Annotated in this window: 10 protein-coding genes; 7 read left to right on the top strand and 3 right to left on the bottom strand. The window is 70.8% G+C overall.

Annotated elements, in window-relative coordinates; translation table 11 throughout:
- Window positions 1-17 precede the first annotated feature (17 nt).
- The 4 genes from BCL67_RS00605 to BCL67_RS00620 all read left to right on the top strand — a co-directional run bounded on the left by BCL67_RS00605 (window position 18) and on the right by BCL67_RS00620 (window position 6,249).
- A complete protein-coding gene (locus BCL67_RS00605) occupies window positions 18-1,046 on the top strand; it encodes a 3-oxoacyl-ACP synthase III (RefSeq protein ID WP_106121540.1) in 1,029 nt (342 codons plus the stop codon).
- A complete protein-coding gene (locus BCL67_RS00610; RefSeq protein ID WP_106121541.1) occupies window positions 1,040-3,820 on the top strand; it encodes an alpha/beta fold hydrolase in 2,781 nt (926 codons plus the stop codon). The genes BCL67_RS00605 and BCL67_RS00610 overlap by 7 nt, the downstream gene beginning before the upstream one ends.
- The gene (locus tag BCL67_RS00615; RefSeq protein ID WP_258174641.1) at window positions 3,817-4,839 is read left to right on the top strand and encodes an NAD-dependent epimerase/dehydratase family protein; all 1,023 of its coding nucleotides are present in this window, start codon (window positions 3,817-3,819) and stop codon (window positions 4,837-4,839) included. The genes BCL67_RS00610 and BCL67_RS00615 overlap by 4 nt, the downstream gene beginning before the upstream one ends.
- A 132-nt stretch (window positions 4,840-4,971) precedes the next feature.
- Window positions 4,972-6,249 carry a hypothetical protein gene (locus tag BCL67_RS00620; protein WP_146131040.1) on the top strand — a complete coding sequence of 426 codons (1,278 nt, stop codon included), beginning with the start codon at window positions 4,972-4,974 and terminating at the stop codon, window positions 6,247-6,249.
- Here the strand turns inward: BCL67_RS00620 and BCL67_RS00625 are convergent.
- The gene (locus BCL67_RS00625; RefSeq protein ID WP_106121543.1) at window positions 6,236-8,971 is read right to left on the bottom strand and encodes a bifunctional GNAT family N-acetyltransferase/acetate--CoA ligase family protein; all 2,736 of its coding nucleotides are present in this window, start codon (window positions 8,969-8,971) and stop codon (window positions 6,236-6,238) included. The two genes, BCL67_RS00620 and BCL67_RS00625, sit on opposite strands and share 14 nt — an antisense overlap.
- Before the next feature lie 128 nt (window positions 8,972-9,099).
- On the opposite strand from BCL67_RS00625, the gene BCL67_RS00630 reads away from it, so the two are divergent.
- The 3 genes from BCL67_RS00630 to BCL67_RS00640 all read left to right on the top strand — a co-directional run bounded on the left by BCL67_RS00630 (window position 9,100) and on the right by BCL67_RS00640 (window position 13,259).
- Window positions 9,100-11,676: a DNA gyrase/topoisomerase IV subunit A gene (locus tag BCL67_RS00630; RefSeq protein WP_106121544.1), complete on the top strand. Its 2,577-nt coding sequence runs from the start codon at window positions 9,100-9,102 to the stop codon at window positions 11,674-11,676.
- Window positions 11,677-11,813: 137 nt separating this feature from the next.
- Window positions 11,814-12,155, top strand: coding sequence for a BlaI/MecI/CopY family transcriptional regulator (locus tag BCL67_RS00635; protein ID WP_106121545.1), 342 nt, complete (start codon window positions 11,814-11,816; stop codon window positions 12,153-12,155).
- 48 nt (window positions 12,156-12,203) lie between these two features.
- Window positions 12,204-13,259: a M56 family metallopeptidase gene (locus BCL67_RS00640; RefSeq protein ID WP_258174643.1), complete on the top strand. Its 1,056-nt coding sequence runs from the start codon at window positions 12,204-12,206 to the stop codon at window positions 13,257-13,259.
- Window positions 13,260-13,299: 40 nt separating this feature from the next.
- Here BCL67_RS00640 and BCL67_RS00645 read toward each other — a convergent pair whose 3' ends face one another.
- Complete coding sequence (locus tag BCL67_RS00645) at window positions 13,300-14,061, bottom strand: SDR family oxidoreductase (RefSeq protein ID WP_106121546.1); 762 nt, start codon at window positions 14,059-14,061, stop codon at window positions 13,300-13,302.
- 90 nt (window positions 14,062-14,151) lie between these two features.
- A complete protein-coding gene (locus BCL67_RS00650) occupies window positions 14,152-14,859 on the bottom strand; it encodes a beta-ketoacyl-ACP reductase (protein ID WP_106121547.1) in 708 nt (235 codons plus the stop codon).
- Between the last annotated feature and the right edge of the window lie 23 nt (window positions 14,860-14,882).

The following is a 14,882-nucleotide window of genomic DNA, read 5'->3' on the forward strand; positions in this document are numbered from 1 at the left end:
TACGGGATACTGGTCCGGTGTCAGGAAACGCTACTTTTCATCACCGCAACGCCGCCCTCCTCTCCGTGACGGAGGTGCTGGCCCCGGAGGTCCTCACATCGAAGGACCTCGATCGGCGCCTGGCGGATGCGCTCAAACGTCTCAAGCTGCCCACCGGGCTGCTCCAACGGGTCGCGGGGGTGAAGACGCGCCGCCACTGGTCAGGACCCGGTGATGTGCGTGCCGGCACCGCAGAGGCCGGGCGCCGGGCGCTGGCCGCCGCCGGGATCGCACCCGAGGACGTCTCCATGATGATCAACACCTCGGTGTCCCGCGAGCATCTGGAGCCCTCCGTGGCCGTGGGGATCCACCATGACCTCGGGCTGCCCACCTCGGCGATGAACTTCGACATCACCAACGCCTGCCTGGGCTTCGTCAACGCGATCACCCTGGCCAGCTCGATGATCGACGCCGGCCAGGCCAAATACGTGCTGATCGTCAACGGGGAGGACACCCGGAAGGTCCAGGACGCCACGATCAAGCGGATCAACTCGCTCGAGAAGATGGCCTCCCGGGAGGACTTCATGGCGGAGTTCGCCTCGCTCACCCTGGGCTGCGGGGCTGCCGCGGCAGTGATCGGGCCCGCGGATCAGCACTCGGAGGGTCACCGGATCGTCGGCGGCGTCACCCGGGCGGCGACGCAGCACCATGGTCTCTGCGTGGGTGACCACAACGGCATGTTCACCGATGCCCGCGGCCTGCTCGACGGCGGCCTGGAGCTGGTCATGGACGCGTTCAACGAGGCCCGCGAGCACTTCGACTGGGATTCGATGGACTCCTACATCACGCACCAGGTCTCCCAGCTGCACACCTCCTCGATCGTGAAGGCCGCCAAGCTGGACAAGAAGCGGGTCCCGATCACCTACCCGGAGCTGGGCAACGTCGGACCGGCCTCGCTGCCGATCACCCTTGCCCGGGAGACCGAGCGGCTCCAACCCGGAGACCGCGTGCTCTGCATGGGCGTCGGCTCCGGACTCAACACTGCGATGCTGGAGATCGAATGGTGAGCCTGAACCCGCGCTTCACGCCGATTCCCGCCGCCCCGGCGCGGCTGCCCGCCGACCACGCCCCCGGGACTCGGTTCCCGGGCCTGGACCCTGCATGGTCCCGCCTGGTGACCGCCAAGACCGACGACGGCGCCCGGACCTTCCACGTGCTGGACACCGGACCGGCGCTGGCCGCCCGCGGGATCACCCCCACCGGCACGATCCTCGCGGTGCACGGCAACCCCACCTGGTCCTACCTGTGGCGCAAGGTGATCGCCGGATCCCTGGAGCGCGCGCAGAACGGCGCCGCCTGGCGGGTGATCGCCCCCGACCAGCTGGACATGGGCTTCTCCGACCGGCTCTCCCACCCGGTCCCCCCGGCCGCCGACGCGGTCAGCTACCGCCGGCTCGCGACCCGGCTGGGCGACCTCGACGCCCTCATGGACGCCCTGGACGTGGACACCAGCTCCCGGCTGGTCACGCTCGGACACGACTGGGGCGGCATCATCTCGCTGGGCTGGGCCGTCCGTCAGCGCGGCCAGGTCGACGCCGCCATCACGCTGAACACCGCCGTGGACCACCCCGAGGCCGATCAGGTGCCCGCCGCGCTGCGCGCCGCGATGGCCCCAGCGGTGCTGCCCGCCGCGACGGTCACCAGCGAAGGATTTCTGAAGGTCACTCTCGGACTGGCCGAGCAGACCCTGCCGGACGAGGTCCGCGACGCCTACCGGGCCCCCTACACGTCCCGGAACGGACGCGGCGGCATCGGCGGGTTCGTCGCCGACATCCCCGCGGAGAACTCCCACGTCTCCCGCGCCGCGCTCACCGGAGTCTCCTCCGGCCTGCGCGAGTGGAACAAGCCCACGCTGCTGCTCTGGGGACCCAAGGACCCGGTGTTCCAGGACCGCTATCTCGCCGATCTGCAGTCCCGGGTGCCGCACGCCGACCTGCACCGCTTCGAAGGTGCCGGGCACATGCTCGCCGAGGACCGCGACCTGAGCACCCCCATCTTCACCTGGCTCGATGACCACTTCGGCGCCGGCAGAGAAGTCCGCGCCGCGCTGAGGTCTCCCGCCCCGGCGCGGAAGGTGCTCGGGCTGCACGAGCAGATGACCGAGCTGGCCCGCTCCGAGCGCCGGATGAGCCCCGCCGTCGTCGACATGACGGCCGAGCCTGAAGCCTGGAGCAGCGCCGAGGACGCCGCCACCGGTGACCGTGCGCTGAGCTGGGCCGAACTGCACGCTCAGGTGGACGCGCTGGCCGTGGGCCTGACCCATACCGGTGTCCGCCACGGCGACCGGGTCTCGCTGCTGGTCCAGCCCGGCGCCTCCCTGACCGTGATCCTCTACGCCTGCATGCGCATCGGCGCCGTGGCCGTGGTCGCCGACGCCGGCCTGGGAGTGCGCGGGATGACCCGCGCCGTCCGGGCCGCACGCCCCGACTGGGTCATCGGCGAGCTGCCCGGCCTGACCCTGGCGCGCAGCCTCGGCTGGCCCGGCAAGCGGATCAGCGTGCAGAACCTCTCCTCCCGCCGCGCGCGCCTGCTGGGCACCGTGACCTCCGTGGAGGCCCTGCTGCGCCGCCACGAGGGCGCCACCCCGGACCAGCTGCCCACCCCTGACGCTGAGGATCCCGTGGCGATCCTGTTCACCTCCGGCTCCACCGGACCGGCCAAGGGCGTCATGTACACCCACGGTCGGCTCGGCGCGCTGGTGGCGCTGCTGGTCGAGCACCTGAACATCAGCCCCGGAGCCTCGCTGATCGCCGGCTTTGCGCCGTTCGCGCTGCTGGGCCCCGCCATCGGCGCCACCTCGGTGACGCCCGACATGTCGGTGACCCGTCCGTCCACGCTGACCGCCCAGGCCGTGGCGGACGCCGCCCTGGCCGGGGACGCCACGATGTTCTTCGGCTCCCCCGCGGCGCTGCGCAACGTCGTCGCCACCGCCGGCGAGCTCAGCGCGCTGCAGCACCGCGGACTCTCCGACATCAAGCTGGTCCTCTCCGCCGGAGCGCCGGTGCACCCGGACCTGCTCGACGCGGTCCAGGAGATCTTCCCGAACGCCGAGATCCACACCCCCTATGGCATGACCGAGGGTCTGCTGCAGGCGGACATCGAGCGCCGGCAGGTGATCGAGGCGATCGCCACCGGCCAGTCCGGCGTCTGCGTGGGCACCCCGGTCGCGGGCGTGCGCTTCGCACTGGCTCCGCTGGACGGACTGGGCCGACCCTCCGAGGAGCTGCTGGATCCCAGCCAGGCCGTCGGCAGGCTGGGCGAGATCGTGGTCTCCGCCGCGCACCTGAAGGCCGGCTACGACCGGCTCTGGCAGACCGAGCGGGACTCCAGCCGGGACACGTTGGACGGGCTGATCTGGCACCGGACCAACGACATCGGACATTTCGACGCCGAGAACCGGCTCTGGATCGAGGGTCGGCTGCAGCATGTGCTCACCACCCCCGCCGGGCCGCTCGGCCCCGGGACCGTGGAGACCCCGGTCGACGCGCTCGAGGAGGTGGCCCGCAGCGCCGCCGTGCCGGTGGGTCCGCAGGGCACCCAGGCCGTCGTCGTGATCGTGGAGCCGGGCTCCGACCGCAGCCTGCGCACCGGCCGCTCGCCGGTGGCCGAGACCAGCTTCGCCGCCCGGGTCCGCGAGGCCGCGGGCTCGGTGCCGGTGGCCGCGGTGCTGGTGCTCGAGGAGCTGCCCACCGATGTGCGGCACAACTCCAAGATCGATCGCACCCGGCTGGCCCGCTGGGCCGAGAAGGTGCTCGCCGGCGAGAAGGTCGGGGCTCCGTGAGCCGGCTGATCGAGCCCGGTGCCTCGGTTCTGGTCACCGGCGCCTCCGGGCTGCTCGGCCGCAGCGTGGCCCAGCGACTCGTCGAGGAGGGCTATCGGGTCACGGTGCTGCAGCGCGGCGCCTCCGGACTGGCCGGGGTGCACGAGGTGCGCGGCTCGCTCAGCGATCCCGCCGCCGTCGCCCGCGCCGCCGCCGGCCAGGACGCCGTGATCCACATGGCCGCCAAGGTCTCGGTCTCCGGTCGGCACGAGGACTTCGTGGAGGTCAACGTGCGCGGCACCCAGCGGATGCTCGACGCCGCGGTGACCGCCGGCGTGACCGACTTCCTGCATGTCTCCTCCCCCTCGGTGGCCCACGCCGGAGCCTCGCTCATCGGCGCGGTGGCCGGCCCGGCCGATCCGCAGCACGCCGTGGGCAGCTACGCGCAGACCAAGGCCCAGGCCGAGCTCATCGCCGAGGCCCGCGGGGCGAGCGATCTCAATGTGCTGATCCTGCGTCCGCATCTGGTCTGGGGCCCCGGCGACGGGCAGCTGACCAGCCGGATCATCGACCGCGCCCGCTCCGGACGGATGCCGATCCTCGGCTCCGGGGCCGCGCTGGTGGACATGCTCTACATCGACAACGCCGTGGACGCCTTCCTCGCCGGACTGCGCCGGCTCCCGCAGATCGCCGGACAGCGGCTGGTCCTCACCAACGGCGAGCCCCGCCCGATCGCGGAGCTGATCACCGGCATCGCCGCGGCAGGCGGCGCCCCGGCACCCCGGCTGCGCCTGGCCCCCGGGCTCGCCAAGGGACTGGGCGCCGTCGTCGAACGCGTCTGGGCACTGAGCGAGAAGCTCGCCGGCCCGCGCGCCGACGAGCCCCCGATGACGAAGTTCCTCGCCGAGCAGCTCTCCACCGCGCACTGGTTCGACCAGCGCACCACCCGGCAGGCGCTGGACTGGACCCCCAAGGTCAGCCTGGACCAGGGCCTGGCGCTGCTGCGCGAGCACATCCAGACCACCGGCAAAGTCCTCTAACCCCTCCTGGGCAGTTGCAGATTCCGGTAGCAACGTATCCACCGGAATCTGCAACTGCCCAGGAGGGGTGGGGTTCTCCACAGCTCAGTGGTCGCTCTGGTCGGTGGGTCCGGCCTGCGGCACGGTGGAGCGATGACGCGCAATGCTTCCACCGATCTCGACGTCCCCGAGCCGATCCGGCTGATCCGCTCCGCCTGGCAGCCCGATGACCTGCACAGCGCCACCCGGCTCTCCGCCCGCGTGGCCGCCGCGGAGCTGCTGCGGGTGCGCCGCGGCATCTATGTCGACGCCGACGCGTGGGTGAGCTCGCCGCCGTGGATTCGCGCGCAGATCGCCGTGGCCGCCATGGCGCACCGCCGGCCGAACTCGCTGTTCTGCCGTGAATCCGCGCTGCTGCTCCATGGGCTCCCGCTGACGACGCCGCCGCCGCACGTGACCCTGCGCACGCAGGACCCCAGCCTGGTCGGGATCGGCAGGCGCGAGCCCATGACCGGGACCACCAGCGCGGAACGCTGGCTCACCGCCTACGAGACCAGATATCCGCACGACGGCCCGACGCCGGCCGCGCTGCTGAACGTGCCGACCCGGCGCTTCGAGACGGTGCTGCCGCGTGGGATGACCCGCGGCGCCGCCCGGGAGGCGCAGCGGTGCGGCGAGCTTCGCCAGGCGCAGATGCGGCTGCCGGCGTCGGTGCTGCCCGCCGTGACCGGACCCGAGACGGGATACTGGGTGGAGCCGCTGGAGCTCGCCCTGCCCGACGCCGTCTCGCGGCTGGACTTCCCCGAGGCCGTGGCGGTGGTCGACGCGTTCCTCGCGCAGCGGACCCAGGACCAGCTGGCGGCGCCGCCGGGGGTGAGCACAGATCCGCTGACCTGGGGAGATACCTTCCTGTCGCCGCGGCTCAGCAAGCGCTGGAGGACCGCGCTGTCTTTCGCCGATGCTCGCGCCGAGTCCCCCGGCGAATCAGTCTCGCGGGCGGTGATCCACCAGCTGGGCTTCGCCGCCCCGAATCTCCAGGTGTGGATCGGCACCGACGTCGGAGACGAGCGCGTGGACTTCGAATGGATCGTGGAGCACGGCTCCCGGACCGGATCATCCCGCCGGCGGATCGTCGGGGAGTTCGACGGGCTCGGGAAGTACTTCGATGAGGCCCTGCTCCAGGGACGCTCCGCCAAGGAGGTGCACTACGCGGAGAAGCTGCGCGAGGACGCGATCCGGCGCACCGGACGCGGGCTGATCCGCTGGGACTGGACCGATCTCAGCCACCCGGAGGCGCTGGCGGCGAAGCTGCTCCAAGCCGGAGTCCCCCGGGTCCGTCCCGCCCCCCATCCTGGGTGGTTGCGTTTTCCGGTCCGAACGTCAGGACCGGAAAACGCAACCACCCAGGAAGAGGGGGTCAGTAGCGGCTGATCGCGCGGCGGGCCGAGTCGGTGCGCTGTTCGGGGTTCGCGATCTCGATCGCGGCGTGCAGCACCTGGACCCCCTCCGGGGACGCCAGCACCGGAGTCAGCTCCAAAGACGCCACCTGAGGGTGGTTGTCCTTCAGCGTGGCCACGCGCTGCAACGTGTCCTCCAGGGCGGGGATGTCCACCGCGGGCACGCCCTTATAGCCGAAGAGCCGCTTCGCCGCGCGGGGACTCTTCACCAGGCCGCGCACGTCCTGGTCGGTCAGCGGCGGCACCGCGTGCGCCCAGTCGTCCAGCAGCTCCACCGCATCGCCGGAGAGCCCGAAGGAGACCACCGGACCCATCAGCGGATCCTCGATCGCGCGGATCACGCAGCCCTGACCGGCCGGCGCCATGGACTGCAGCTCCAGGCCCGCCGCCCCGTAGTCGGCCAGCACCCGGCGCATCTCTGCGATGGCTCGGCGCAGCGCCTCGGGGTCCTCGATGTTCAGCTGCACCCCGCCCAGGTCCAGGCGGTGACGCAGGTAGGAGTTCGTGGACTTCACCGCCACCGGATAGCCGAGGGTCTCGGCTGCGGCCAGCGCCTCCTCCTCGGTGGAGAACGCCACCGAACGCAGCAGCGAGAGCCCATAGGCCTCCAGCAGCTCCGCGCAGCGCTCCGGCTCGAGCTGCCGCACCTGCGCGCCGGAGACCTCTTCGAGCCAGCCGTCGAGCAGCTCGTCCCCGCGCCGGGCCACCGTGGTGCCCTCGAGCCCGGCAGGCACATAGGGCTCACCGATGCCCTGGGAGCGCCAGCGCTGGTAGCGCACGATCTTCGCCAGCGCGGTCAGCGACCGCTCCGGGGAGGAGAACACTGGGAAGCCCTGCTGCAGCGACCCCTTCTCGATCACCGGCGCGGCATTGCCGATGTGGTTCAGCGGCACGCTGGTGTCGAGCACCCCGATCCAGGACGCGACCATCGGCTTGGTGTGCTGGCGCGCCGTCTGCGAGATCAGCCGGCTGTGGTCATAGTGCTCCCCGGTGACCGCGGGCTGCAGGCACAGCGCCACCGCGTCCACGTCCTCTGCGGTGAAGAGCGCCTCCAGGGCCCCGGCCAGCGCGGCGTCGGCCTCGGCGCGGGGAAGATCAAGGTCGAGGTCCCCGACGACGCGGGTCGCGGTCAGGTCCAGGGTGCCGGCGGTGTCGGCGAGGATCCGGCTCATCGACGGCGAGTTCGAGAGGATCCCGACGCGTCCGCCGCCGGGCAGCGGCTGGGTGGCGAGCACCTGGAGCACGTCCATGAGCGAATCGTGGTTGCCCACCTGGATCACCCCGGAATGCTCCAGCATCGAGTCCACCGCTCCCATCGGCGCCCGGGTGGTGCGCACCTCATGGCCCGGGGGCAGGCTGCGTCCCATCACATCGGACTTCGCCACGACCACCGGTTTGGTGCGCGAGAGCCGACGAGCGATCCGGGAGAACTTGCGCGGATTGCCGAAGCTCTCCAGATAGACCCCGACGGCGCGGGTGGAGTCGTCGTCCTCGAAGTACTGCATCGCGTCATTGCCGGAGAGGTCCGCCCGGTTGCCCGCGGAGATCACCGAGGAGAGTCCGAGCTCGCGCCGATTGGCCTGCGCGAAGAGCGAGACCCCGATCGAGGCGGACTGGCTGAACAGGCCCACGCCCCCGCGCAGCGGCATCGTCGGAGACAGCGAGGCGTTCAGCGAGACGTCCGGGTCGGTGTTGAGCAGCCCGACCGACGCCGGACCGATCACCCGCATCCCCCAGCGTCGGGCCAGCCTGACCAGCTCCCGCTGGTCCAGCCGTCGGGTGTCCTCCTCGTCAGTGTCCCGGCCCAGGTCCGGGGCGGTGATCACCAGGATCCCCTTGACCCCGTTGCGGCCGCAGTCGGCGATCACCTCCGGCAGGTGCTCGGCCGGCACGGCGACGACGGCGAGGTCCACCTGCTGCTTGATGTGCGCCAGCGAGGCGTAGGCCTCCACCCCGCCCACCTCGAAGGCCTCCGGGTTCACCGAGTGCACGCCGCCGGTGAAGTGGCCCTCGATCAGGTTCTGGACCAGGTGATAGCCCACCGAGCCGTATTCCCGGGAGGCCCCGATGACGGCGACCTGTTCCGGGGCCAGCAGCTCCGCGACGCTGCTGGACTCGGCGCGATGCTCACGGGCCTCCATCACCGCCCGGGACTTCTCGGTCGGGTCGATGGGAAACTCCACCATCACCACGCCGTCCTCGAAGCTGCGCTGGGTCTCATAGCCGGCCTCGGAGAACACCCCGAGCATCTTGCGGTTCTCCGGGAGCACCTCGGCGGAGAAGCGCTCCAGTCCGCGCTCGCGTCCGGCGGCTGCGAGGTGCTCGAGCAGCACCGAGCCGAGTCCGCGGCCCTGATGCCGGTCGGAGATGTTGAACGAGACCTCGGCCTCTTTGGTGCCCTCGATCCGGTCGTAGCCGCCGACCCCGATGATCTCCTCGTCGAGCAGGATCACCATCGCGACCCGGTCCACGTGGTCCACCCGGGTGAACCGGGCGAGCTCCTTTTCGGTCAGCGCCGACTTGAAGGTGAAATAGCGCAGATAGATCGAGGACTCGGACTGGGAGGAGTGCAGGCGCTGCAGCCGCTCCGCATCCTCCGGGCTGATCGGGCGCAGATGGGCCGCAGCCCCATCGCGCAGCACGACATCTGCTTCCCAGTGCGCCGGATATCCGCCGGTTCGGGGTGTCTCACCCATAGGATCAAGACTAACCACCTCCGCCCGGAGATAGATACCCAGCCCCTGACAGCCTCCGGGCCTCTCGGCTGCCCGGCAGCCGGGGACTGCACCTGCCCACCGAGAGATACAGGACCAGCACACCCGCTATGGCCCGCCGTTCCAAGAGCGCCGACACTCCCCCGGTCACACCGGAGGAGAACATCATCGACATCGACGTCTCCGCGGAGATGGAGACCTCCTTCCTGGAGTACGCGTATTCGGTGATCTATTCCCGCGCCCTGCCTGACGCCCGGGACGGCCTGAAGCCGGTGCAGCGCCGGATCCTCTACATGATGGCCGACATGGGCCTGCGCCCGGAGAAGGGCCATGTGAAGTCCGCCCGCGTCGTGGGCGAGGTGATGGGCAAGCTGCACCCGCACGGCGACGCCGCGATCTACGACGCGCTGGTGCGGATGGCGCAGTCCTTCGCGCTGCGCCTGCCGCTGGTCGACGGCCACGGAAACTTCGGCTCGCTCGACGACGGGCCCGCCGCCCCGCGCTACACCGAGGCGCGGATGACCGCCGCGGCGCTGTCGATGACCGCCGACCTCGACGAGGACGTCGTCGACTTCGAGCCCAACTATGACAATCAGCTCACCCAGCCCGGGGTGCTGCCCAGCGCCTTCCCGAACCTGCTGGTCAACGGGGCCTCCGGCATCGCGGTGGGCATGGCGACGAACATGCCTCCGCACAACATGCGCGAGGTCATCAACGGCGCCAAGCACCTGATCCTGCACCCGGAGTCCACGCTCGAGGACCTGATCCAGCACATCCCCGGCCCCGACCTGCCCTCCGGCGGACGGATCGTGGGGCTTGAGGGCATCCGCGACGCCTACCGCACCGGCCGCGGCTCGTTCAAGACCCGCGCGAAGGTCTCCATCGAGCAGGTCTCGGCCCGCAAGACCGGGATCGTGGTGACCCAGCTGCCCTATATGGTCGGGCCCGAGAAGGTCATCGAGAAGATCAAGGATGCGGTGCAGGCGAAGAAGCTCACCGGCATCTCCGACGTCCTGGACCTCACCGACCGCAAGCACGGGCTGCGCATGATCATCGAGCTCAAGGCGGGCTTCAACCCGCAGGCGGTCCTGGCCCAGCTCTACCGGCACACCCCGCTGGAGGACTCCTTCGGGATCAACAACGTCGCGCTGGTCAACGGCCAGCCGCGCACGCTGGGTCTGCTGGAGATGCTGCAGGTCTATGTGGACCACCGGCTCAACGTGGTCCGCCGACGCAGCGCCTACCGGCTGCGCAGGCGCCAGGCCCGGCTGCACCTGGTCGAGGGGCTGCTCGTCGCGATCCTCGACATCGATGAGGTCATCCAGATCATCCGCGCCGCCGAGGACACCGCCGCGGCCCGGACCCGGCTGATGACGATCTTCGATCTCAGCCAGGCCCAGGCCGATCACATCCTGGAGCTGCGCCTGCGCCAGCTCACACGGTACTCCGCGCTGGAGCTCGAGCAGGAGAAGGAGCGCCTGGAGGCCGAGATCGCCGAGCTCCAGGCGATCCTGGGCTCCGAGGCACGGCTGCGCGGCCTGGTTGCCGACGAGCTCGACGAGGTGGCCGCGAAGTACGGCGATGACCGACGCACCGAGCTGCTCGACGCCGAGGCCGCACCCGCCGTCTCCGCGCAGGCGGACCCTGCTGCGCCCGCCGCCGGAACCAGCCTGCAGATCCCCGACGCCCCCTGCTGGGCGGTGCTCTCCAGCTCAGGACAGCTCGCCCGCACCACCAACCGCTCCTCCCTGGTGCACCCGACCCGGCGCGCCCGCCACGACGCGCTGATCTCCGTGGTGCCCACCAGCGCCCGCGGCGAGATCGGCGCGGTCACCACGGCCGGCCGGATGATCCGGGTCCCGGTGGTGGACATGCCCGCCGTGGAGATGTCCTCCGGAATGGTCAATCTCAACCAGGGCGTGAAGGCCAAGGAGTTCCTGCACCTGGAGAAGAACGAGGAGCTGCTCGCCTTCGTCCCGCTGGATGCCGTCATCGCGCTGGGCACCGCCCAGGGCCGGGTGAAGCGGGTCAATCCCGACTACCCGCTGAACCGCGACGACTGGGAGGTGATCTCGCTCAAGGGCGAGGGTCGCGCCCAGGACCGGGTCATCGGGGCAGCCGTGGCCGCCGACGACGCCGATCAGCTCTGCTTCATCACCGCCGGCGCGCAGCTGCTGCGCTTCGAGGCGGCGCTGGTCCGGGCCCAGGGCCGCACCGCGGCCGGGATGCTCGGGATCAAGCTGGCACCCGAAGACGCTGTCATCGCGTTCTCGGTGGTCCCCGCCGCGGGGGCGCAGGACGACGCGGCGGATCAGGGACGCGTCGAGGACCAGGGAATCGCCGGCGCGCTGGTCGTGACCCTCGCCGCCGGGGACACCCCGCTGGAGGGCTTCGAGGCCGGCAGCATCAAGCTCACCGACTTCTCCGAGTTCCCCGCCAAGGGTCGCGGCACCGCAGGGGTCCGGGCCCACCGCTTCATGCGCGGGGAGGACCATCTGCGGCTCGGCTGGGCCGGGATCGGTCCGGCGCTCGGGGCCGCGCGCAACGGCGTGGCTCGGAATCTGCCCTCCGAGATGGTGCGCCGCGACGGGTCGGGCATCCCGCTGGAACGCGGGGTCGACGCCGTCGCTCCGAGCCCCGAGGCGCTGGCCGCCGCAGCGGCCGCCGCAGCGGTCGCCGCAACATGACACACGATTACTACAGCGTGTAGAAATCGGAGCGTCGGCAGGAGTATCCTTTTGACATCAACTGACCGAGATGCCGCTCTGATGAACGCTCTCAGCAGCATTGTCGACGTGTCACCGCACTAAGGAACCCAATCACGATGGCCACTCTCGGAGGACTTGAGCGCTCAGTCATGAGCCTGCTCTGGGACAGCGCCGAATCGCTCAGCGCGAACGACGTTCGCGATCGGCTCGGCGAGGATCTCGCCGTGACCACCGTGCTGACCGTGCTCTCTCGACTGGAGCGCAAGGACATGGTCCGGCGGGAACGCTCCACCCGCCCGCACCGCTACTCCGCCGTCGCCTCCCGCGAGGAGCACACGGTGGAGATGCTCAACGAGGTGCTGGGCACCGCCGGGGACCGCGAAGCCGTGCTCGCCCGGTTCATCGGGGGCATCCCTGATTCAGAGGCCGCCGCGCTGCGTCGCCTGCTGCAGAAATAGCCGGTCAGCCGCGGAATCCGCGCCTGCTCCGGAGATTAAACTGGTCCGGTGACCATTCTCGCCGTCTGCCTCGCCGCGCTGGCCCTCGCGCTGGCCATCCCCGTGCCCCGGGTGCTGAGCCACGCGAAGTTCAGGGTCCGCTCGCCCTGGGCGGCGATGCTGCTCTGGCAGGCGATCGCGCTGGCCGGGGGGCTCTCCATGGTGGGCGCCCCGATCGTCTACGGGCTCGGGCCCTTCGGCGACTCGGTGCCCGAGGCCGCGGTCCACGTGCTGCGCCTCTCGGCGGCCGCTGACTTCGCCGCGCTGACGGCGCTGCACGTCCATCCGGGCCACATCTTCGCGCTCTGCCTCGGCGTGCTGCTGGGCGCTCACCTGCTGCTGACGCTGCTGCTGACCTATGTGCGGGTCCTGGGTCAGCGACGCCGGCACCGCGACGTGGTGCGGCTGCTCTCCACCCCGGTGGACGGCAACCAGGCCGCGGCGCTGGGGCGGCATCAGAACCTCTCCCCCGAGCTGCTGCACGCCCATGTGCTTGAACACGACGCGCCGCTGGCCTATTGCCTGCCCGGCCGGACCCATTCCGGCTCGGTCACGGTGCTCTCGCGGGGGCTGCTGGACCAGCTCTCGGAGGCGGAGCTTGCCGCCGTCGTCGCTCACGAGAAGACCCATCTGCAGCAGCGGCACCATTTCCTCACCATGGCCTTCGAGGCCTGGTACCGGGCGCTGCCGTGGCTGCCCACCACCCGGCACGGACGCGCCGCGGTCACCGAGCTCACCGAGATGCTCGCCGACGACGGCGCTCTGCGCGCCCACCACAGGGAGGATCTGGTGCGCGCGCTGGCGCTGAGCGCGGCCGGGCAGGACCACAGCGATGTACGTCGTGAGGGATCAGGCGTCGACGCTCAGCCCGGTGGCGGGGCGGCAGAGCTGACCTCGGCCACAGATGCCCCAGGGCGGGACCGGTCGACGCTGATCACCACCGCCAGGCTGAGCCGGCTGCTGATCCCGCCGGAACCGCTGGGCACCCCGGCGCTGGCCGGGATCGTCGCGATGGTGGCGGCCCTGATCCTGATCCCGACCGCCTCCCTGCTGTTCGGACCCTAGTCCGAGGTCTTCCACGCGCGGATCGCCCGGGACGAGCGGCTCAGCCGTTGGCGGCCAGGAAGTCCTCGGCGCCGCCGACGAGCTCCGTGTGCCCCTGCTGAAGATCCTTGCGTCCGATGAGTGCGGCGATCTCTGCGGCGAACTCCTCCACGCTGTAGAGCCTGCCGGCGGCCTCGCGACGGGTCTCCAGGGCGCCGGGCTCGGCGCGCTCCAGCAGCGTCGCGGTGATGGTGCCCTCGATCATGTCCCCGGAGACCACGGTGAGCGTGATGCCCTTCGCGTCGAGCTCCGGGATGAGCTCGAGCAGCGCGTCCTCGCCGGCCCGCTTGGAGCGCGCCACCGGCTCGTAGGCGTCCATGGTGGCGGTCTGCTCGATGAAGTGCGCCTGGTGGCTGGTGACGAACACGATCTGTGAGCCCGAGGGCATCACCTCGATCGCGGTGCGCGCCATCTGCACCTGAGCGTCGCGGTTGAGCTTCAGCGCATAGTCCTCGCCGCGGCCGGACTCCATGCCGCCGGAGGCGTTGAGCACCAGCAGGTTCAGCGCACCGAAGTTCTCCACCGCGGCGTCGACCAGCGCCCGGGCGCCTGCGGCCTCGGTGAGGTCCGCACCCACGGCGACGGCGCGGCCGCCCTCGGCCTCGATGCCGGCCACGACCTTCTTCGCCCGGGGCGCCTTCTGCCGGTAGTTGACGACGACGCCGGCGCCGCGCGCCCCGATCAGGGCCGCGGTGGCGGCACCGATGCCGCGCGATGACCCGGTGATGATGGCGCCGATGCCGGCGAGATCCTGCTCTGTCATGACTGTGTCCTCAGTTCTGCTCGTGCTGATGCGTGCTGGAATTCTTGTGCTGCTCGAATGCTGGTGCTGCTGGTGTTCGGAAGGTCCGGCTCAGTGGCCCATGCCCAAGCCGCCGTCGACCGGGATGACCGCGCCGGAGATGTAGCCGGCCTCCTCGGAGGCGAGCCAGCGCACCACCGAGGCGACCTCGGTGGGCTCCGCGAAGCGACCTGCCGGGATGTTCTGCAGGTACTTGGCCTGCGTGGCGTCGTCGAGCTCGTCGGTCATGTCCGATCGCACGAAGCCCGGGGACACGACGTTGGCGGTGATGCCGCGGCTGCCGAGTTCGCGGGTCAGCGAGCGGGCCATGCCCACCAGGCCTGACTTCGAGGCGGCGTAGTTGATCTGCCCCGGGGAGCCGTAGAGCCCGACCACCGAGGAGATCAGCACGACCCGTCCCTTCTTCATCCGGATCATGCCCTTGGAGGCCCGCTTGAGCACCCGGAAGGCTCCGGTGAGGTTGGTGTCGAGCACATCGGTGAAATCGTCCTCGCTCATCCGCATCAGCAGGGTGTCACGGGTGATCCCGGCGTTGGCGACCAGGATCTCGACCGGGCCGTGTGCCTGCTCCACCTCGGTGAAGGCGGCGTCCACGGAGGCGGCGTCGGTGACGTCGGCGGCCACGCCGAGCGCTCCCTCAGGGGCGTCTCCGTTGCGCGTGGTGACGGCGACCTTGTCCCCGTTGGCGATGAACGCCTCGGCGATGGCGCGGCCTATGCCGCGGTTTCCTCCGGTGATCAAAACGCTGCGTGCGCTCATGAGTCTCCTTGTTACGGGTCTGG

The organism is Nesterenkonia sandarakina, assembly GCF_003003175.1.
In the GTDB taxonomy this organism is placed as follows: domain Bacteria; phylum Actinomycetota; class Actinomycetes; order Actinomycetales; family Micrococcaceae; genus Nesterenkonia; species Nesterenkonia sandarakina_A.